The sequence below is a fragment of the Streptomyces sp. NPDC015125 genome, from assembly GCF_043080045.1.
Taxonomy (GTDB): domain Bacteria; phylum Actinomycetota; class Actinomycetes; order Streptomycetales; family Streptomycetaceae; genus Streptomyces.
Genome location: NZ_JBIBVF010000011.1, coordinates 35,445 through 55,556 on the forward strand (window position 1 = coordinate 35,445; position 20,112 = coordinate 55,556).

The window sequence follows — 20,112 nt, forward strand, 5'->3', positions numbered from 1 at the left end:
GCGGAACTCAGGCCGGTGGCAGCGATTCGGTGCGGTACTCCACGCTGTCCTCGGTGAGCTGCATGAACGCCGTCTCCAGCGAAACGCGCTGCTGTGACAGCTCGTGCAGTGCGGCCCCGCACGCCGCGGCGGCCGCCGAGACCTGCACCGGGTCCAGGCCGGTGACCAAAAGCGCGCCTTCGTCGTCCGCGGTGACCTCCCCGCCGGCCTCCCGGAGTCTTCCGGCGAGCTGAATGGCCTGCGGGGAGCGCACCTTGACCATGTCCCGTGAACTGCCCGCGAGGAAATCGCGCACACCGGTGTCGGCGATCAGTCTTCCTCGGCCGATCACGACGAGATGGTCGGCCGTCACCTCCATCTCGCTCATCAGATGGCTGGACACCAACACCGTGCGCCCCTCCGCGGCGAGTCCCCTCATGAGAGTGCGGATCCAGCGCACGCCCTCGGGATCGAGACCGTTGACCGGCTCGTCGAAGAGCAGCACCTGCGGATCACCGAGAAGAGCGGCGGCGATCCCGAGCCGCTGTCCCATCCCCAGCGAGAAACCGCCTACCCGCTTGTTCGCCACCTTCGCCAGGCCGGCGATCTCCAGGACCTCCGCCACCCGCCTGCGGCCGATCCCATTGCTGTACGCAAGGCCCAGCAGATGCCCGTACGCACTGCGGCCGGGATGGACAGCCTTGGCATCGAGCACGGCACCGACCTCGCTCATGGGGTGGCGCAGCTGGTGGAAGGGCTTGCCATTGATCAGCGCACTGCCTGCTCCGGGGCGGTCCAGGCCCAGGAACATCCGCATGGTCGTGGACTTGCCCGCCCCGTTCGGGCCCAGGAAGCCGGTCACCCGGCCGGCATGCACGGTGAACGACAGGTCGTCCACCGCCGGCTTCTTGCCAAAGCGTTTGGTCAGCCCTCTGGCCTCCAACATCCCGACGCTCACGAACACGCTCCGTTCCCGCACCACTGCGCTGGACTTCTCCGTCCCCAGCACCGTAGGAACGCAGCCCCGTCCGGCGGATCGCCGGAAAGGCCGGACTCCGCTGCCCGATCGTCTCGATGCGTGACCCGCCCACTGCGACCATCGACCGACCACCGGGTCGGCCGGCCGATGGACACCGCCCGAGGCGCACCGCACCGACCGTTACCGCGCCCGCGGCGCCGGCCGCGCCATCCGCCGGCGCGGTGGCGCCCATAGGCAGTCACCGGACCCGGCGGCACGGCCGGCCGGGCCCCACGGGAGCGCGTACGACCCCACACGCCTCCCAGGACGCCCCTCGCATGAGGTTTCTCACCAAAGGAATGTGCGCCACCGCGCATCAGTGAATAGTCTTCTTTCTCAAGTCAGCACTTCATGACCGAAGTTGACCGCCCGCTGACACAGGCCCATGTACCCCCACGTACAGGAGATTCCGGTGATTGCCCCTCAAGGTCACCTCGGGCTTTCGCCTACGGACGAGACAGCACCGCAGCACGGGCCGGACCCAGGGCTCACGGGCACCGTCCCCGAACCCCACCGGCGTTCCGTCAGGCGTCCCACCAGCGGTGCGGGACCGGTGCGACGCCGCCCCGCCCGGCCCCGTCGCCGCCCCGCCCGGCACCCTTGCCGTCCCACCTGTCAAGGTCGCCGCGCATCCGAGGCCTGCCGGCCCCCTGGCCGTTCGCTCGGCACGACGCGCTCCCCCCTACGTCGGTGTCCGCCGCGGCGGACGCCCACCCGGAGGCCCGAACAGTGCCTGTTCACACCGCCCCTGCGCACGGTGAGGAACTGCCTCCCTCACCCGAGAAGACCGTGACGGGACAGCCGTGAGACGCCCACCGGCATTCGACCGGCATCCGGCGCGGGACGACTCCCGGTTGCGCGCAGTCGTGGAGGACGCCGCCATGGGCAGATGGGAGAGCGCACGCGAACTGCTGGCCGCGACCGGTGCCGACTGGGACCGTCGTCTCTTCCGTCTCCAGGTGCTCGCCCGCGCCGGGGCCCGGCTCACCTTCGCCGACACCTGGGCGCAGGCCGAACCGCATTCGCCGCATGCCCTGGCCCTCCTCGCCACCGTCCAGGCCCTGCGCTCGATGGCCGGCCCGCGGGGACAGGGCAGCGGCGCGGAGATGGCGGAGGCGTGGGAGAGCTGCCATGCCGCCGGTGACGCCCTGCCTGCCGATCCGACGCCCTACGTCGTCATGCTCGCCCTGCTGCGCTACCACTCCCCCGACCGCGACCGGCAGTGGCGGGAGACGGTGCAGAGTGTGTGGCAGGAGGTCGAGTCACGCGACCCGTGGAACAGGGAGGCGCACCACGAGATCCTCACCTACATGTTCCCCGACTGGCACGGCGTGGCGGGCGAGATGTTCCACTGGGCGCAGGAACGGTGCGCCCACGTCCCCCGCGGGATGCCGCTGCACGTCTTGCCGCTGGTCGCGCTCGCCGAGTCGCACCGCACGCGGATGAAGAAGGAAGGGCACCGGTACGGGCTGACGGTCCATCCGTGGACGGACAACCCGTCGACCCAGCAGGCATGGGCGAACTGGTGGACCTACCGGGCCCCTTCCCTGCCGCACGCCGCCTTCCACGAGGACGCCAACTACCTGGCCCACGCACTGTCCTTCGCAAATCAGCACCGGGCGGCGGCCGAGGTGTTCGATGCCATCGGCCCGTACGCCACGGATGTGCCGTGGAGCTACTGCGGGGACGCCCAGCAGCTCTTCACCCGTCATCGGAAGTGGGCCGTCAAGGGGGCCGCACCGTAGCGACCGGGGCCGCGCAGACCCATGTTGTGCCGCAATGCACCGCGCCACCACCAGGAGAGGGGCCAGCCATGCCATTGGACATTCCCAGCGTCACGCAGACGGAGGAGGAACGCCTCGCCGAGCTCGGCATCACCCAGACCTTGGACCGCTCGATGTCCGGGCGGCAGAACTTCGCCGTCTCCTTCACCATCATCAGCATCCTGTCCGGCTGCCTGACCATGTACGGGTTCGGTATGAACACCGGCGGGCCGGCCCTGATCATGTGGGGCTGGGTTCTCGTCGGCCTGATGACCCTGTTCGTCGGCCTGGCCATGGCCGAGGTCTGCTCCTCCTATCCGACGTCCGCCGGCCTCTACTTCTGGGCCCACAAGCTCGCCCCGCAGAAGTCCGCTCCGGCCTGGGCCTGGTTCACCGGCTGGTTCAACACACTCGGCCAGGTGGCCGTCACCGCGGGCATCGACTTCGGTGCCGCGTCCTTCCTCAACGCCTACCTCAACCTTCAGTTCGGCTACGCCGCCACCCCCGCCCACACGATCACGCTCTTCGGCGTGATCCTCCTGCTGCACGCCGTCGTGAACACCTTCCGCGTGCGCGTCGTCGGCTTCTTCAACACCATCTCGGTGTGGTGGCATCTGATCGGCGTCGTGGTGATCGTCGGAGCCCTGCTGGTGATCCCCGACAAGCACCAGTCCCCCGGATTCGTCTTCACCGAGTTCGTCAACAACACCGGCTGGGGCTCCGCGGTCTATGTCGCGCTCATCGGTCTGCTGATGGCGCAGTACACCTTCACCGGCTATGACGCGTCCGCCCATATGACGGAGGAGACGAAGAACGCCTCGGTCGAGGGACCGAAGGGGATCGTCCGCTCGATCCTCGTGTCCTGGGCCGCCGGATTCGTGCTTCTCTTCGGTCTGACCTTCGCCATCCAGTCCTACACCGGCGCCCTGAAGTCGGACACCGGTGTGCCGCCGGCGCAGATCTTCCTGGACGCACTCGGTGCGAGCACCGGCAAGCTGATGCTGCTCATCGTCATCGGCGCCCAGCTGTTCTGCGGTATGGCTTCCGTGACGGCCAACTCCCGCATGATCTACGCCTTCTCCCGCGACGGCGCGCTGCCGTTCTCCGCCGTCTGGCACAAGCTCCACCCGGGTACCCGCACCCCCACCAACGCCGTGTGGCTCGCCGCCGGCGGTGCCTTCCTCCTCGGCCTGCCGTACCTGTTCAACACGACCGCGTACGCCGCCGTCACGTCCATCGCGACGATCGGCCTCTACATCGCGTACGTGGTGCCCACCCTGCTGCGCCTGCGCCAGGGCGACAACTTCAAGCGCGGTCCCTGGCACCTGGGGCGCTGGTCACGGCCCGTGGGCCTGATCGCGGTCGGCTGGGTCGTGGTCATCACGGTGCTGTTCATGCTGCCCCAGCAGAGCCCGGTGACCCTTGAGACGTTCAACTACGCGCCCGTCACCGTGGGTGTGGTGCTGGTCTTCGCCGGCGCCTGGTGGTTCGTCTCCGCCCGCAAGTGGTTCCTCAACCCGCGGCACCCGCGGAACAACCCGTCGCAGACGTCGGTCCCGGAGCGAGCGGCCTCCACTCCGTAGGTGCCTTCGTCCGCCCCGCCGGCCAACGGCCCGCGGCCCCGTCCCAGGGCCTTGCTCCCTGCACACGGGGCCGCGGGCCGCAAACCGGCGACCACGCACGCCGAAACGGCCCCGGCCCCCCCATCCGGTCCACGTGGTGTGGGAGTCGTCCAGCAATACGGTGCGTGGAGCAGGTCAACTCTCGGGAGTCCGGGAGGAGTCCCTCAGCGGGACGCGCGCAGAGAAGCGTCCAAGGCGGTCATCAGTTGCGCAACGCGGTTCTTGCCGGACGGCGCGAGGGGATACCGATGCAGCACATCGATCACGACCGGTGTGGCGCGCTGCCGAGCCTGCTCGATCAGCTTTTTCCCGGCTTCGGGATCGTCGCCTGCGTTGATTTCCGCTATGCGCGCGGTACTTGCAGCGGCGCGCAGGATGTGGCCCACCTGGTGAGCTTTTGCGATCGGGTGGAGGTACGCGGCAGATGCGGCATCGCCGGCAGCGCACGCAGCGAGGCGTGAGGCTTCGGTGGAAGCTTCTTTTGCTGCTCGGTGTGCGTCCAACGAGGTGACACGCTGCAGCTTGGTCCTTTTCGCACCGTTGACGAATTCCCATGCGGCATCAAGGGCTGCGCGAGGCCGAGAATCACTGGGGTTGGCGTCCACGAACACCGGGAGGACTTCCTGAGCGGTCTCTGCCACGTAGCGTGCCACGGCTCGCAACTCGTCCATGGTCAGCTCGAAGTCACCGGACACGGTCGCCGTCATGCCATCAAGCATCTCACGGGCGTCCCATCTGTTCGCCGGTCGCGCGACGACACCACGAGTTCAACCTCGGCAGGCACCGCTCTCCCCTGGAAGCAACAATGCTCGGTCGTGATCTGATGCTGTCGAGCGATTTCACGAATTCCTGCCACGGCGCCCGCGAGCGCGCGTCCCAAGGTATTGAGTTGCGGAAGGCGCTGCTCCCTGTCGGGAGGACGCTTACCGCCTCCCAGCGTGGCGGTAAGCGTCCTCCAGATCCCACACCGCCTCAACAATTCCCGCACGCTGATCCAGTGACAGGCCGACCGGACCCTGTATGCCCATGCCGAGTTGCGCCCTGGCCGCAATGACCTCGCCGACCAGCCGGACATGCCCCGCTCCGACTTTTTCGCTCAGCAGGATCTCGACGAGAACAGCGTCATGGTGTTCCTGGTGTTCCTCACGCCCCGGCATCATGTGTCTCCCGGTCCGGAATTCTCTTGCGTCTGTTCCTTCCTCGTGCACCTGACGGCATCTCGTGCACCTGACGGCATGCGGCGGGTGGTGTGCCCGTCATCGACGTCCCGGCGCACCGTCGCGCGCCCGCCGTTCCGAGGTCACCCCGTCCGGTCCCAGGTGGAGCCTCAGCCGGGAGAGCGCATCATTCGCCCCAGATCTTGCGGTAGGCCTGGCGGTAGCCCTCGGAGTCCCAGGACAGTGCGCCGCCGGTGTTGGCGGCGGTGGCGATGTGGACGGGGGCGACGTAGCCGCTGTCCGGGGCGCCGGTGAAGGCGCGGTTGAACTCGTCGACGATCTGCCAGCCCTGTTCGGAGAGGGGCTCGGGCACGGTGGCTGCCTGGAACTCCTTGCCGTTGACACGCTGGAAGGCCGACGGGTCGCCGTCACCGGCGCCGATGCTGAAGGGGGCGCCGGCGCCGTCCTTACCCGCGGCACGCAGGGCGGGGGCGGCGTGCTGGAAGTACAGGTCGTTGATGGCGGCGGAGTAGGTCCACTTGCGGCCGAAGCGGGACAGCAGGGAGCGGACTTCCCCGATGGAGCGCCTGTTGGCCTGGGGAATGGGCATGTTGGTGTAGCTCAGCAACTTGGTGCCGGAGCAGGTGGCGAGTTGCTTCTTGATGAGATCGGACTTGCGCTTGGCGAAGGGCGCCGTGGCGTCGGTGAACAGGACGACGCCGGCGCGGCCGTGGGACCGGGCGATGATCCAGTCGGCGCTGATCTTTGCGACGTCCTCGACCCGGGAGGTGATGTTGCTGAAGAGCTGTGGATCCTTGCTGGGACCGGGAGCCGCGGTGGAGTGCCAGCCGATCAGCGGAATTCCCGCCGAATGAGCCTTTTTGACCTCCTCTGCGGTGACCCCGGGGTCAAAACCGCTGAGGACGATGCCGTCCGGCTTGAGGCGGAGGGCCTGCTTGAAGGCGGCCCGGAGGCCGCCGGGCGTGCCCTGGCCGTTGAGGGTGCGGGCGTGCCATCCGACGATCTTGGCCGCTTCCTGGACCCCTTGGGCGACCCCGGTGACGCCGGGGTTGGTCAGGGTCTGGGCGATGTAGACGACGGTCTTGCCGTGGACGGCCCGGGGTCCGGTGGTAGGGCCCCTCCAGGGGGCGTTGACCTCCTCGGCCTTCTTGACCGCTCGCTTGGCGCTGGAGAGGGCCGCGGGGCAGCCGGGCTGGGCGGAATTCCGGTGGGATGCGGTGGTGCCGCTGCCGGATTCGCAGCCGGCGGTGGCCATGACCAGGAGTGCGGCGGCTGTCACGACCGCCTTGCGGGTGGGCTGCACGGGTCTCCTCGCAGGGCAGGATGAGGATACGGGTTGGGGTGGGGGGAGACAGGTTACGGGTGGCGGTTCAACGGGGGGCAGCCGCCTTCGGGAGGTACCGCTTCGCCGCCGGAGCCGGGCCGGCCCGGTGCGGTGCGGCCCGGTGCGGTGCGGTGCGGTGCGGTGCGGTGCGGTGCGGTGCGGTGCGGTGGGAAACGATCCGGTCACGTCCTACTCCCCTGCAGGCTTCGGCCCATCGGTCGGCATGGTGCACCACAAGGGGGTAACCGGCCAAATGTGACAAAGAGTTGAATTCCGTTTGGCCATTGGTGGTCATGTGTTGCATGCGCATGCACAAGCGGTAATGTTCGCGGCCGGTTGGGATGTGGCGCGATCTTTTCGCTCCCTTGGGACGAATGCATGGCAAGCGTCACGTTCCCCCGCTGTCGGCGGTCGGCAACAACACCACCTCGGTCACCGCTCAGAAGCACGTCGTAAGGAGGCCCGGGTGTCTGTGGACACAGTGGACCCGCCACACGAACTGGACTCGTCCCTGCGTTCACCGATGAAGCCGCGGTTCCGCCGGCAGGCGGGCGCCTTCCTGGACCGATGGCCGTTCCGCCGGAAACTCAACGTTCTGGTGATCGCACCCGTCGCCGTCGTCGGCGTGCTTCTGGCCATCGGCGTCAGCACGCAGATGGAGAAGGCCCGGGACGCCGGCCGGAGCGCCGAGCTCGTGCGCGACAGCGAGCAGGTCACAAAGCTGATCAACGAGGTACAGGCCGAACACCGGCAGGCGCTCCTGCTGTCCGTGGAGCAGGAGTCGGCCCGGCCCGGCACCGCCCTGCCGTCCACCGCCGCCTACCGCCAAACACAGCGCGCGACCGACGAGCAGGTCACCGCCGTGCGTTCCGGGTTCGGGGCAGGCCTGCCGACAAAGGAGAGGCGGGCTCTCGACTACATCCGGGGCCTTGCCGTGCTGCGCGACAAGGTCGAACGGGGCTCGGTTCCGGCCGCCGGCATCGACCCCGCGTACGCTGCCGCGGTCGGCTACCTGATCGACGGGATCGGTCTCGACCGCTTCGTGGGCACGTCGTCGTCCTCGGTCACCTATCTCCTCGACACGGTGCTGCGCGCCGACGCCGCCCACGCGGCATTCGAAAGCGGGGTCTTCTCCGCCCAGACCCGGGATGCCAACGCGCTCACCGAGTACACCCGCGCGGTCGGCGCGCACAAGCTCTACGAGGAGCAGACAGAACGTTTCGGCAGGATCGCCGACCCGGATCAGGTCCTGCGCCTGGACGGGATCGAGCGGGATGCCGAGGAGAACGGCATCGAGGCCCAGTTCGCGGAGCTCCAGATCGATCCGGGCTCCCTGCAGGGCCAGACCCCGCATCAGCTGCGCCAGGCCGTCTCCGCCGGAACCCGGCAGGCCGAGGCCCGCCTCGACATCACCCGGTCGCTGATCGACCAGATCGCCGCCCGGGCCGACGGCCTCTCCCGAAGTGCCCTGTACAACGCGCTGGCCATGCTCGGCCTCGCCCTGCTCGGCTTCGCCTCCTGGCTGGCCTTCTCCGTCCTGGTCCGGCGCTCGGTCGTACGTCCCCTGTCGGTCCTGACCGGCGCCGCGCAGCAGGTGGTCGACGTGGCCGGCGAGGAACTCGCCAAGGTCGAGGACGACGAGTCGGCGGAGCACACCCCGCTGCGGCCGCGGCCGATCCCCGTCCCGGTCCGCGACGAGATCGGCCACCTCGCCGAGGCGTTCAACCAGGTGCAGGTCACCGCCGCGGCGCTGCTGGAACGGCAGGTGCTCAGCCGTCGCAACGTCGCCGAGATGTTCGGCAACGTCGGACGCCGGGTCAGCAACCTCACCGGCCGCCAGCTCATGCTGATCGACGCCGTGGAACGAGAGGAGACCGACCCCGGCGTCCTGGAGCGGATGTACCGCATCGACCACATCGCCGTACGCCTCCAGCGCAACGCGGACAGCCTGATGCTGCTCGCCGGAATCCGGGACCTGGAAATGGATGCCCGGCCGACCACCCTGGTCAACGTCATTCGGGCCGGGCTCGGCCAGATCGAGGGATACCAGCGGGTGTCCCTGCGGTCCGAGACGGAGGTCACCGTCGCGCCCGACATCATCGACGATCTGACGCTGATGCTTGCCGAACTGCTGGAGAACGCCGTCTCGTTCTCCCCGTCCGACACGCCCGTCGAGGTCGTCGTCCGGCCCGGCACGGACGTGACCGTGGACGGTGGTGCGCTGATCGAGGTCATCGACCACGGCCTCGGGATGAGCGCGGAGCGCCTCGACGAGGAGAACTCCCGGCTGGTCCGCCGGGAACGGCTCGACCTCGTCCCGACCAAGGTCCTCGGCCTGTTCGTGGTCGGAAACCTCGCCCGGCGCTCGGGCATCCGGGTCGCCCTGAGCCGTACGCCGGGCGGCGGGGTCACCGGCACCGTCTGGCTCCCCTCCGCACTGCTGCTGACCGTGAACCCGGCCGCCACACCGTCCCCGGCTGCGGACGTGGCCGGGACCGCGGCCGAGGACGTGGCCGAGACTGAGACCGCGGCCGAGGCTGAGACCGCGGCTGAGGCTGAGGCGGCGTCAGAGCACCCGGCAGCGCCCGAGCCGGTGTCCACCGGGCCCGCCCCTGAGCCCGGCCGCGGGCCCGCAGCGGCCTCCGCCGCCCCCCTGCCGGTGCGGACGCCCGCCGCCACGCCCGAGCGGCGGCCCGCCGCCCCCTTGCCACGAGGCGAGCTCCCCCGGCGCCTTGCGCCCCGCACGGACACCGAGCAGACCGCCCCCGCGGGCGAGCCGGGCCCCGCACCGTCCGGCCGGCCGCTGCGACGGCGGGTACGGGGAGCGACGCTCGACATGACCGCCCCGACGGCCGACCGCGGGGCCGAGGCCGCGCGCCGACCCGTCGACGCCGAGGCGGTCCGTTGTGAACTCGACGAATTCGAGGCCGCCGTACGCAGGGCGGAGCACAAAGCGGGACAAGAAGCGGAACGAGAAGTTGCCGCTGCCCCGAAGGATCCAGCGCCATCGCCACACCAGCAACCCCGGAAGGAGTCGGGCAGTGACCACGCCGACAGGTAAGACCAGTTCCGAGCGGGAGGAAGCCACTGATCTGACAGCCGCCGCGGCCGACTTCACCTGGCTGCTCGACCGGTTCGCCACCCAGACCGCCGGCGTCGTCGACGCCATCGCGGTGTCCTCCGACGGCCTGCTGATCGCCGTCTCCCAACTGCGCGAGCAGGCGGACTCCGAGCGGCTGGCCGCGATCGTCTCGGGCGTCACGAGTCTGGCCGCCGGCGCATCCGGCAACTACGGCCTCGGCGGCCTCAACAAGGTCATCATCGACCTGGAGGGCGGCCATGTGCTGGTGTCGGCCATCGGCTGCGGTGCCGTCCTCGGCGTGGTGACGTCGAAGGAGGCGAAGCTCGGCAACATCGCCTACGAGATGACCCTCTTCGCCAACCGGGCCGGCAGCGCGCTCACCCCCCAACTGGTGCTGGAGCTGAAGAGGACCACCGGCGCCGCACCGGCGCGCTGACCCGTCCCACACCACGGAGGCAGGGGTGCAGGGCTTGAGAAGAGGAACATGATGGCCGCCGGTGAACCAGGACCGGACGAGGGCGGGGGTCCCCCCTGCTCATGGGGATCCCCCCGCTCGGGCGAAGCCGAGAGGGGGGTCGGAGCCGAGAGCTTGGGGGAGGGCAGCTCCCCGGGCCCGTCCGAGCCCGCCGGCCGCGCTCCCGCGATCCGGCCTTTCCTGCTGACCGCCGGCCGGGTGGCGGGGGGTGGCGCGGGCCCCCCGCTCCCGGTCGAGACCCAGGTCGTGGCGACCTCGTCCGGTCTCCGCGTCCTGCGCTCGCTCGCCTTCGAACAACACGACATCGTCGCCGCCTGCCGACGGCCGCAGTCGGTGGCGGAACTGGCCGCCCGGCTGCGCCTCCACCTCAATGTGGTCCGGGTACTGGCGGAGGACCTGTGCGCCGCCGGACATCTGGCGGTCCACGTCCCGGACGCCAGGACAGCCCAGGACATCTCCGTACTGCGAAGGGTTATCGATGGTCTCCGCACCGTCCCCGACTCACGGGACACACTCCGTGACAGCGGTTGAACAGCCGCCGGTACCGGTCAAGTTGGTCATCGCCGGCGGCTTCGGCGTCGGCAAGACCACGGCCGTGGGCGCGATCTCCGAGATCCGGCCGCTGACCACGGAAGCCGCCATCACGGAGGTCGCGGCGGGCGTGGACGATCTCTCCCACACCCCCGGCAAGACCACCACCACGGTCGCCATGGACTTCGGCTGCATCACCATCGACCCGACGCTGAAGCTCTATCTGTTCGGCACTCCGGGCCAGGACCGGTTCGGGTTCATGTGGGACGACGTGGTCGAGGGCGCTCTCGGCGGGCTGGTGATCGTGGACACCCGCCGCCTGGACGACTGTTACGCCGCAGTGGACTACTTCGAGCACAAGGACATTCCGTTCGCCGTCGCCGTCAATGCGTTCGACGGCGAGGTCCAGCACCACCTCGACGAGGTGCGGTGGGCGCTGGATGTCTCCGACCACGTACCACTGCTCGTCTTCGACGCACGCCACACGGGCTCGGTCCGGGATGCACTGCTGGTCGTCCTCGAAGTCGCCCTCTCCCGCGCACAGAACACGGCGGCGGGCTGATCCCCGGGCCTCCTTCCGGGCAGACCCGCAGACCCGCTGATCCGCTGATCCACACGGACCGGTATCGCCACGTCGGCGCTCGTCGACCGCGCGCCTGGTCGCCCGCAGGTCCGGGGGGCCGGGTGTGGTGCCGGGTGTGGTGCCGACGCCGGCCGGCTCTCCCGACCGAAGGGTTGGCTTCCGGTGTTAATCACCCGGTAAGCGTTTGTTGATTGCTTTCACGGACTCTACGGCAGTCGGTAAACGGGGGCGAGGCGAGGAACGTAAGTGCTGGATACACGTGTCACGGTGACGGTGCATGCCGCCGACCCGCTCGGTCGGGCCGGAGTCGTCAGCCACTTGCAGCACCAGCCCAGCGTCGAGATCGTCCAGGACCAGGGCGGCGCGGCGGCCAGGGAGCGGGTGGAAAGAGCAGAGCGCGGGAGAGAGAAGGAAGGCGGTGGGGAAGCGGTCGGGACCGTGGCGGTCACGCTCATCGACCGGTTCGACGAGCTCGCCGCGGCAGAGCTGAGACGGCTGGCACGGGGTGGCGAGCAGCGCGTGGTGCTGATTGCCCGGGATCTACGCGAGCCGGAGCTGATGACGGTCGTGGAGTACGGCGTGCGGGCCATCCTGTGGCGTCATCAGGCCACCCCCCAGCGGTTGTTGCGGGCGGTGCAGAGCGCGGCGCGCGGCGAGGGCGACCTGCCGCCGGACCTGATCAGCAGGCTGCTCACACAGGTGGGACGGCTGCGGCGGTCCGCGGTGGCATCCCCCTCTGTCGCCTTGGCACCGACGGTCGGAATGGCGCCGCGCGAGGTGGATGTGCTGCGGCTGGTCGCGGAGGGGCTGGACACCCGGCAGATCTCCGAGAAGCTCGCCTACTCCGAACGCACCGTCAAGAACGTGCTGCACGCCCTGATGACGCGCCTTCAACTGCACAACCGCGCCCACGCTGTCGCGTACGCGCTGCGCGAGGGATACATCTGATGAGGGCGGAAGCAGTCACGGATGCGGGTGCCGAAGCAGGCACGGATGCAGGCACGGATGCAGGCACCGATACGGGTGCGGCAGCTGACAGGGAAACGGGTGCGGAGACAGGTGCGGGTGCGAAAGCAGAGGGTGACGCGGTGACGGAGTTCTCCGAGGAAGTTCGGACGCCGGGTCACCGGGCGGGGGAACAGCGGTGATGCACGAAGTCGATGAGGCGATGCGGAGGGTGCTGCGCGGCGGGGTGCTGCCGGACGGCGCCGGGGACATCGCATTCGAGGCGCCCACCCGCGACTGGGCGGCGCGGCGCAACGCACCCACGCTCAATGCGTATCTCTACGACATACGCGAGGAGGTCGCCCGCCGCGAGCGCGGAGCGATCTCGGAGCGGGATGCCAGTGGTGTGGTCGTGCGCAGACATCAGCCGCCACGCTGGTTCCGGCTGTCCTACCTGGTCACGGCGTGGACCACGCGCCCGCAGGACGAGCACCGGCTGCTGTCGGCCGCGCTGGGCTGCCTGCTCTCGCACGAGAGGCTGCCGGTGGCCGCACTGCCGGACGCGCTCCGCGCGCTGAAGGTGAGCATCCCGCTCACGGTGGCGGTGCCGCCTCCCGAGTCCCGCTCGATCGCCGATATCTGGTCTGCGCTCGGCGGCGAACTCAAGCCGTCCCTGGACGTGGTGATCACCGTGCCCTTCCCGGTCTCGCCCGCGTACGAGGTGGCGCCGCCGGTTACGGAGGGCGCGGTCACGGTCGTCCGCGGACTCGACGGCATCCCCGGCGACTCCCGGCCCCGGATGCTCCGGTCCGCTCCGGGTGCCTCGCCGACCACAACGGCCGGCGAGGAGGAAGGGTGAGCGGCATGGAGGGCAACAGCATGGAGGTGAACGGCACGGCCGTGAGCGGCACGGCGGCGAACGAGAACGCGAGCGTCGCGCTGCTCAACCGGCTGGCGGGGCTGCGCGAGCGGGTGGCCGGGCTGGTCGAGCGGCGCAGCGCCGACGATCCGACGGCTTCGGACCCGCTGCGCGGGCTGTATGTGACCCCGGAGACGGCCAGACGGCTGGCCGCGCTGCCACCGGCGGGCGGCACGGACGGGGCGGCACATACGGCGGGCGGGAGGTATGCGGGTAAGGCGTATACGGGCGAGTCGGATGGGGAGGGAGCGGACGGCGAGGCGCCGGACGCCTCGGACACCCCGGACGCCTCGGACCGATCGGCCGCGCTCGCCGCGCGGTTCGGCCTGTCGGCCCTGGACCTGCATATCCTCCTGGCCGCGCTCGCGCCCGACGTGGACCGGGGCTTCGAGCCGCTGTACGGCTACCTCAACGACGATGTCGGGCGCCGTCGCGCCACGGTCGCGCTGGCGCTGGACCTCGCGGGTACCGGCCCGTACGAGCCCGCGGCCCGTGCCCGCTTCCATCCCGCCGCGCCACTGCTGTCCGGTGGGCTGCTGGTCATCGAGGACGAGGACCGGCCACTGCCGGGACGGGCGCTGCGGGTGCCGGAGCGGGTGGTGGCCCATCTGCTGGGAGACGACGGCCTGGATCCTGACCTCGGCGGAGAAGAGGTGGAGTTGCTGCCCGCGGAACAGCCTGCCGCCGGCCGCACAGGAAGCGATGCCCGTACCGAAAACCCGTCGTTTGCCGACCGGCTCGCCGTGCTCGCGAGCGAGCGGCCGCTCGCCGTCCATCTGCGGGAGCGCCGGCCCGGTACCGCCGCCGCGCCGGTGACCGACGGGCTGCGGAGCGCCGGCCTGCCCGTGCTGCGGTACCGGCCGGATGGTCGGCACGGTGCGGGTGCGGGCCTGGCGGGCGCCCTGCTGCGGGAGGCGCGGCTGCGCCGGGCCGCGATCGTCGTGGGTCCGCTGCCGGAGCGGCCTCAGGGGCTCGTCAGGGCGCTGGCCGGCGGGGACGTCCCGGTGGTCCTCTTCGGAAGCGAGCCGTACGACCCGGGCTGGGCCCCCGATTCGGGGCTGTTCGCGCTGGACGCACCGGACGACGGGGCGGCGGCGGGTGAGGTCTGGAGCACCGAACTCGGCTCCGTGGACGTGGCCGCCGGCTTCGACCTCGCTGCGGCCGTTGCGCCGTACCGCCTGGGTGCCGCGCAGATCCGGCGAGCGGCCCGTGCGGCCACCGCCCTCGCCGCCTTCGACGGGACGCCGCTGACCACCGCCCATATCCAGCACAGCGCACGCCAGCAGTCCGCGCCGCTGCTGGACCGGCACGCCCGGCGCGTACGGCCCGCCGTCGGCTTCGACGGGCTCGTCCTGCCGCCCGGACCGCTGGCCCTGCTGCACGAATTGGTGCAGCGGGCGCGGCATCGGGAGAAGGTGCTGGGCCAGTGGCGGCTGCGCACCGGCGGCGGGCGCGGCAGGGGCGTGGTGGCCCTGTTCGCCGGGGACTCCGGTACCGGGAAGACGCTCTCCGCCGAGGTCGTGGCCGGTGAACTGGGCCTGGATCTCTATGTGGTGGAACTGTCGGCGGTGGTGGACAAATACATCGGGGAGACGGAGAAGAACCTGGAGCAGATCTTCTCCGAGGCCGACCGCACGGACGCCGTGCTCCTCTTCGACGAGGCCGATGCCGTCTTCGGTAAACGTTCGGAGGTCAAGAGCTCGCACGACCGGTACGCGAACCTGGAGAGCGCCTATCTGCTGCAGCGGCTGGAGGCGTTCGACGGGATCGCCGTCCTCACCACCAACCTGCGGGCCAACATCGACGATGCGTTCACCCGGCGGCTGGATCTGGTGGTCGACTTCCCGTTCCCGGACGCCGCGCAGCGGACCGCGCTGTGGCGTTCCTGCCTGGCGGCCACCCCCTGCGCGGACGACCTCGCACTCGACGTCTGTGCCAAGGAGTTCGAGCTGTCCGGCGGGTCGATCCGGTCGGCCGCGGTGACCGCCGGATACCTCGCCGCGGGGCGCGGCGAGGCGGTGTCGGCCGAGGACGTACGGGCCGGTGCCAGGCGCGAGTACCGCAAGATGGGGCGGCTGGTGCCGGACGCGTCACCGTTGTGGGACTGAACTCCGGCTGCGGCCGGGGCCGGGCGAGGTGTCGTCCTGCCCCGGCCGGCCTCACGGTCCTTCGGCGATCTTCCAGTCCTGCCGGTCCCAGGGCCCGTCGGCGCACTTCCCGGACAGCGAGCCCTTGTCGTTCTGCAGATCGGTCAGGCACTCCTGGTTGCGCATGTTGATGATGCGGGTGCGGCCGTCGCCCGTGTCCTCCAGCCGCCACTTCTGGTGGGGCGGCAGCCTGCCCGACTTCAGTTGCTCCGGGTCGGCCGCCCAGAGCTCAACCTCGTTGGTGTCCGGCTTCAGCTGGGCAACACTGCCGGGGGCGCTGGCCGACTCCAGGGCGACCGTGTTGTCCTCGGCGTAGTGGTGGATGATCCACCACTGGTTGCGACCGAACTGTTCACCCGTCCACTGCGGGCTCTGGCCGATCTGTGTGCCGTCCACCTGGCTGCCCCCGTTGGCCTGGAGGTACCAGCCGCCGTCGATGTTGGACCGGATGGTCTGCGCCTTCGGGCCCTCCTCCTCGGGTGGCTTCTGCTCGGGCGGGGGCGGCGGCGGGGGCGGGGGCGGGGGCTTCTCGGACGGCTTGTCGGACGGCGACGGGGCGGGCTCGGGTTTCTTCCCCTCCTGCGGGAGTTTGCTCCCGGCCGGGGCCGGCTTCTCCTTCGCGCTCGTCAGCACCTTGGGCGCGGCTTGGAACCACAGCGCCACGAAGGCCAGCGCCGCCACGAGCAGCAGCGAGCACACCGCCATCACCCAGCGCGGCAGCACGGACGGCTGGATGTAGGTGCCGCGCAGCTCGGTCGGCTCCGGCGCTCCGGCTCGCTGCACGGAGAGGGTGAAGGGGTGCTTACTGGTGCCACCGACCCAACTGACCGTTCCGGGGCGGATGGCGAGCTGCGCAAAGGCGGCACGGCCCGGCGCGGCCTGGACCGAGGTCGGCTCGGGCTCGACGGTGAGGGCGTCGCCGTTCTCGCGGCCGGAGAGGGAGACCGTCAGCGGCTGGTTGCCGAGGTTGTCGACGGCAACCGCCGCTTTGGCGCGCCAGCGGCCGCGTACGGCCAAGGGCACCAGCTCGCAGCGGAGTTCGGCGAACGGCCCGACCGTGACCTGTCCCTCGACGACATCACGGATCTCGGGGTGCTCGGCCGGTTCGACGCGTATCCCGACGGGCGTCGGACCGGCCACGGCGTCGGACGTCCGCGGGGGCGCGAATTCGACCTGCGCCGTGCCCTCGGCCCCGGGGTACAGCCGCAGCACGTCGGGCTCCACCCGTGTCCAGCCCGCTGCAGCGCCGGCCGGCCGCAGCCGGTACTCCTCGACGGTGTCACCCGTGTTGCGTACGCGCAGCCTTACGCTCGCGACGGAACCGGGGTCGACGGTGATCGCGGCCGGTTCCAGGGAAGTCCACATGCTCACCAGGGCAGTCAACCGGCGAAGCCGGCCCGGGTCAGCGTCCGTAAGGGCAGAACCGGGGGCAGAGCCGGATGTCCTTACGGCTCAGTAGGGTCGCCTGCTCGGTGGCCGCACCCGGACCGGATCACCTGAGGGACCGGCGGCGCCGCTCAAGGCGGTACCCCCGCTGCGACTGCGGAAGCCGGACCGCCGCCGGCCACCGACGTCCGTCCCGCAGCAGCACACAGCCGGCCCGGTACCGGACCTGCGCGAGCGCGCACTCGCTCCCCGGCTCCCGTGGCCCGGAGAGCTTCGGCGACGGCCTCGTGAACGGCCTCGTCCGCATCGGCGGACCGGCCCGAGGCCACGTACGCGGGTGCCGTGTGGACGAGGACACGGTTTGCCTCGGCCCCGCGGCCCAGGGCGGCGAACCGGTCCCGGGCCCCTTCCGGCAGGGGCAGCGCAGCCCGTTTCCGGCCCATCGCCACGAGCACGACGGCCAGTTCGTGTGCGGCCTCGGCCCTGGCCAGTCGATCGCCGGACGACGTGGCCGGCCGCAGTCCCTTCCCGGGCGCGCGCTCCGCCCGTCCGTGAGTTTCGGTGCCGTGGTCCGGGGCTTCGAGAAGGCGCAGGGCGCGCGTCGTGGCCAGGTCGTCGCCGTGCCGCCGGGCGCTGTCCACGGCGCGGCGAACGAGCGGTTCGAGGTCGCGGTGACGCGCGGTACCGCTGAGCGCATGCGACCACGCGGTGAGGAGGTCCACGGCGGGACCGAGCAGACCGGGCGCCGCGTCCGCGGCCCGCTCCACGGCCGCGTACAGCCGCGTGTGCGCGATGTCGAGCCATGCGCGCGCGTCGTCGGCATCGGCGAGCGCACGGCCCGGGGAGTCGGGGCGGCGCAGCAGATCGGGCAGGGCGCGGTGCGGTCTGCTCAGCCGCGCCGCGGTCAGGACGGTGGCCAGCACATAGTCGAAGAAGCGGTGCTGCGCCGCCTGCCGTTCCCCCGGGCTGTCGTGCGCCTCGCCCAGCCGCCGCGCGAAGAGCCCGACCAGTTCGTGATAGCGGTAGCGGTCGTCGCCGTGCAGTTCCACGAGCCCGGCGTCGACCAGCGTCTCGACCGCCGCCTCCGCCTCGTCGTCGGTGGTGTCCAGCAGCGCGGCCGCGGCACCCCGGCAGAAGGTCGGCATGCTGCACAGGGCGAAGGCGCGGAAGGCGTGGGCGAGGCCGGGCGCGAGCGCCTCGTAGCCGCCCCGGAAGGTCTCCTCCACGCCCAGGTCGCCCACCCGCAGTTCGTCCAGCCGCCGCCGCTCATCGCTCAGCCGGGCCACGAGGTCGGCCATGGACCGGCCCGGCCGGGACACCAGACGGGCGGCGGCGATGCGCACGGCGAGCGGCAACCCGCCGCAGGCGGCGACCACTTCGCGCGCGGCATCCGGCTCGGCGGCCACCCGCTGCGCCCCCACGATCGCACCGAGCAGCCCCAGCGCCTCCCCTTCGTCCATCACCTCGACGTCGACACAGTGGGCACCGGGCAGCGCGAGCGTCCGCACCCGGCTGGTGACCAGCACCGCGCACCCCGGCGCCCCGGGCAGCAGCGGCCGTATCTGTGCACTGTCGCGGGCGTTGTCGAGGACGACGAGGACCCCGCGGTCGGCGAGCAGCGAGCGGTACAGGGCGGCCTTCTGCTCCAGCCCGTCCGGAACGGCACTCTCCGGGACGCCGAGGGCGCGCAGGAAGTGCGTCAGAGCGGCGCTGCTGTCGGCCGGAGCCAGGTCGGTGCCCTGCAGGTCCGCATACAGCTGCCCGTCGGGGAAGTGGGCCCGTACGGTATGCGCGACGTGCACGGCCAGCGCCGTCTTGCCGACCCCACCGAGCCCATTGAGCGTGGCCACCACCGGTGCCCGTCCGCCGGCCGCCGCCCCGCGCAGCGCCGAGGCCAGGTGGGCGACGGCCTCCGCACGCCCCGCGAAATCGGCGATGTCGGGCGGGAGCTGAGCCGGTACGGGCGAGGGCGGGCCGACAGGCGATGTGCCCAGGGGAGGGTGAGGCGGGTGGGGCCGGCAGTCATGGCTGTCATCACGATGGTCACCGTCAGGCCGGGCCCGATCACCGAATGGGCCGAAACCGGGCCCGGACACCGCATCGGGCCCGGCCCCATATCCCCCCGACCCGTCGCGCAACGCTTCGTACAGTGCACGGAGTTCGCCGCCCGGCTCGGCGCCGAGTTCGGCGTCGAGGGTGCGGCGGGTGGCCGCGTACACCGCGAGGGCCTCCGCCCGGCGGCCCTCGCGGTACAGAGCCAGCATCAGCAGGGCCTGGGCGCGTTCGCGCAGCGGATGCTCGGCGGCGAAGGCGCGCAGTCCGGCGATCGAGTCGGTTATCGAATCGACCTGCCGGCCCAACTCCACCACGCAGTCGAAGAGCTCCTCCTGAGCGGTGACGCACAGTTCGGTGAGCCGGTCGCGCTGCCGCTGAGCGTACGGTCCGGGCAGGCCGGCCAGCGCCACGCCCTCCGGGAGTGCCAGCGCACCCCTCAGCTGCATGTACGCGCCGGCGGTGTCGCCCGCCGCCCGTAACCGGCGCGCGGTGACCAGCCGTCCTTCGAACCCGATCGAATCCAGTGCCTCGTCCGGCACCCGCAGTGCGTAGCCGCCGGCCGACGACACCAGCAGACGCGAGGGCTGCCGGGGCTTGCGGTTCGGTTCCAACAGTCCGCGCAGCCGCGAAACGTAGGTCCGCAGGGTTCCCACCGCCCGCGGTGGCGGCCGTTCGCCCCACAGCGCGTCCACCAATTGCGCTACGGATACGGGCCGGCCCCCGTGCAGAAGCAGCACCGCCAGCATGGCGCGCTGCTGCGCCGGGCCGAGATCCAGCGGACGGTCCCCCCTCCAGGCCCGCACCGGTCCGAGCACCTGGAACCGCAACCGGTCCCCCCGGTCCGGGCTGCTCGCCTCCGCCCGGCCCTCCCACTCGTCCACAATGTCCACCACGTCCGCGTCGCCGAGCACTACCAGCTCGCTCCCCTGCCCCTGTCGACCTGCAACGCCACCACCCTTGGGACCAGCACTGATGTACCGGCCTTACCAAACTAGCTCAGCGCACGGACAGAAGAGACCAGAAAATGTCCGATATTGACCCAACGGTAAATCCTCCCTTTTTCTCCGACCCTCAGGGCTTCGCGCCGGTCCTCGCCGGTGCTTCG

At 70.9% G+C, this 20,112-nt stretch carries 15 protein-coding genes; 9 read left to right on the forward strand and 6 right to left on the reverse strand.

Translation table 11 applies throughout. The features are described 5' to 3' along the window. Nucleotides 1-7: 7 nt before the first annotated feature. Nucleotides 8-925 (reverse strand): ABC transporter ATP-binding protein, encoded by a 918-nt coding sequence (locus ACF088_RS22925; RefSeq protein WP_392377782.1) that lies wholly within the window; start codon nucleotides 923-925, stop codon nucleotides 8-10. Between the two features lie 875 nt (nucleotides 926-1,800). On the opposite strand from ACF088_RS22925, the gene ACF088_RS22930 reads away from it, so the two are divergent. Beyond that, nucleotides 1,801-2,742, forward strand: coding sequence for a hypothetical protein (locus tag ACF088_RS22930; protein WP_392377638.1), 942 nt, complete (start codon nucleotides 1,801-1,803; stop codon nucleotides 2,740-2,742). 68 nt (nucleotides 2,743-2,810) lie between these two features. Beyond that, entirely contained in the window at nucleotides 2,811-4,343 is a 1,533-nt protein-coding gene (locus ACF088_RS22935) for an amino acid permease (protein ID WP_392377639.1), read from the forward strand. Between the two features lie 203 nt (nucleotides 4,344-4,546). Here ACF088_RS22935 and ACF088_RS22940 read toward each other — a convergent pair whose 3' ends face one another. The 3 genes from ACF088_RS22940 to ACF088_RS22950 all read right to left on the reverse strand — a co-directional run bounded on the left by ACF088_RS22940 (nucleotide 4,547) and on the right by ACF088_RS22950 (nucleotide 6,863). Beyond that, nucleotides 4,547-5,089 (reverse strand): putative immunity protein, encoded by a 543-nt coding sequence (locus ACF088_RS22940; RefSeq protein ID WP_392377640.1) that lies wholly within the window; start codon nucleotides 5,087-5,089, stop codon nucleotides 4,547-4,549. 216 nt (nucleotides 5,090-5,305) lie between these two features. Next, nucleotides 5,306-5,542 carry a hypothetical protein gene (locus ACF088_RS22945; RefSeq protein WP_392377641.1) on the reverse strand — a complete coding sequence of 79 codons (237 nt, stop codon included), beginning with the start codon at nucleotides 5,540-5,542 and terminating at the stop codon, nucleotides 5,306-5,308. A gap of 184 nt (nucleotides 5,543-5,726) precedes the next feature. Continuing rightward, nucleotides 5,727-6,863, reverse strand: a complete 1,137-nt coding sequence (locus ACF088_RS22950; protein WP_392377642.1) for a substrate-binding domain-containing protein — start codon at nucleotides 6,861-6,863, stop codon at nucleotides 5,727-5,729. A 619-nt stretch (nucleotides 6,864-7,482) separates the two neighbouring features. Between ACF088_RS22950 and ACF088_RS22955 the strand changes: the two genes are divergently transcribed. The 7 genes from ACF088_RS22955 (at nucleotide 7,483) to ACF088_RS22985 (ending at nucleotide 15,527) form a co-directional block, all read left to right on the forward strand. Next, entirely contained in the window at nucleotides 7,483-9,945 is a 2,463-nt protein-coding gene (locus tag ACF088_RS22955) for an ATP-binding protein (RefSeq protein WP_392377783.1), read from the forward strand. Beyond that, on the forward strand, nucleotides 9,926-10,402 hold the full coding sequence (locus ACF088_RS22960) for a roadblock/LC7 domain-containing protein (RefSeq protein ID WP_350249739.1): 477 nt from the start codon (nucleotides 9,926-9,928) through the stop codon (nucleotides 10,400-10,402). The genes ACF088_RS22955 and ACF088_RS22960 overlap by 20 nt, the downstream gene beginning before the upstream one ends. A 153-nt stretch (nucleotides 10,403-10,555) precedes the next feature. Then, a complete protein-coding gene (locus tag ACF088_RS22965; RefSeq protein WP_392377643.1) occupies nucleotides 10,556-10,972 on the forward strand; it encodes a DUF742 domain-containing protein in 417 nt (138 codons plus the stop codon). Further along, nucleotides 10,920-11,534, forward strand: coding sequence for an ATP/GTP-binding protein (locus ACF088_RS22970; RefSeq protein ID WP_392377644.1), 615 nt, complete (start codon nucleotides 10,920-10,922; stop codon nucleotides 11,532-11,534). Before ACF088_RS22965 ends, ACF088_RS22970 begins: the two co-directional genes overlap by 53 nt. Before the next feature lie 267 nt (nucleotides 11,535-11,801). Then, on the forward strand, nucleotides 11,802-12,503 hold the full coding sequence (locus tag ACF088_RS22975; RefSeq protein ID WP_392377645.1) for a response regulator transcription factor: 702 nt from the start codon (nucleotides 11,802-11,804) through the stop codon (nucleotides 12,501-12,503). A gap of 196 nt (nucleotides 12,504-12,699) precedes the next feature. Beyond that, nucleotides 12,700-13,359, forward strand: coding sequence for a DUF4255 domain-containing protein (locus ACF088_RS22980; protein ID WP_392377646.1), 660 nt, complete (start codon nucleotides 12,700-12,702; stop codon nucleotides 13,357-13,359). Nucleotides 13,360-13,364: 5 nt separating this feature from the next. After that, a complete protein-coding gene (locus ACF088_RS22985) occupies nucleotides 13,365-15,527 on the forward strand; it encodes an ATP-binding protein (RefSeq protein WP_392377784.1) in 2,163 nt (720 codons plus the stop codon). 51 nt (nucleotides 15,528-15,578) lie between these two features. Here the strand turns inward: ACF088_RS22985 and ACF088_RS22990 are convergent, their stop codons facing one another. Both ACF088_RS22990 and ACF088_RS22995 read right to left on the reverse strand, forming a co-directional pair. Then, nucleotides 15,579-16,931 (reverse strand): hypothetical protein, encoded by a 1,353-nt coding sequence (locus ACF088_RS22990; RefSeq protein ID WP_392377647.1) that lies wholly within the window; start codon nucleotides 16,929-16,931, stop codon nucleotides 15,579-15,581. 152 nt (nucleotides 16,932-17,083) lie between these two features. Beyond that, entirely contained in the window at nucleotides 17,084-19,918 is a 2,835-nt protein-coding gene (locus tag ACF088_RS22995) for a BTAD domain-containing putative transcriptional regulator (protein WP_392377648.1), read from the reverse strand. Nucleotides 19,919-20,112 lie beyond the last annotated feature (194 nt).

What these genes read in the sequence shown, in the direction of transcription:
- ACF088_RS22925 (WP_392377782.1), bottom strand. Translation starts at nt 925, where the DNA reads ATGTTGGAGGCCAGAGGGCTGACCAAACGCTTTGGCAAGAAGCCGGCG.
- ACF088_RS22935 (WP_392377639.1), top strand. Translation starts at nt 2,811, where the DNA reads ATGCCATTGGACATTCCCAGCGTCACGCAGACGGAGGAGGAACGCCTC.
- ACF088_RS22940 (WP_392377640.1), bottom strand. Translation starts at nt 5,089, where the DNA reads ATGACGGCGACCGTGTCCGGTGACTTCGAGCTGACCATGGACGAGTTG.
- ACF088_RS22945 (WP_392377641.1), bottom strand. Translation starts at nt 5,542, where the DNA reads ATGATGCCGGGGCGTGAGGAACACCAGGAACACCATGACGCTGTTCTC.
- ACF088_RS22970 (WP_392377644.1), top strand. Translation starts at nt 10,920, where the DNA reads ATGGTCTCCGCACCGTCCCCGACTCACGGGACACACTCCGTGACAGCG.
- ACF088_RS22985 (WP_392377784.1), top strand. Translation starts at nt 13,365, where the DNA reads ATGGAGGGCAACAGCATGGAGGTGAACGGCACGGCCGTGAGCGGCACG.
- ACF088_RS22990 (WP_392377647.1), bottom strand. Translation starts at nt 16,931, where the DNA reads ATGTGGACTTCCCTGGAACCGGCCGCGATCACCGTCGACCCCGGTTCC.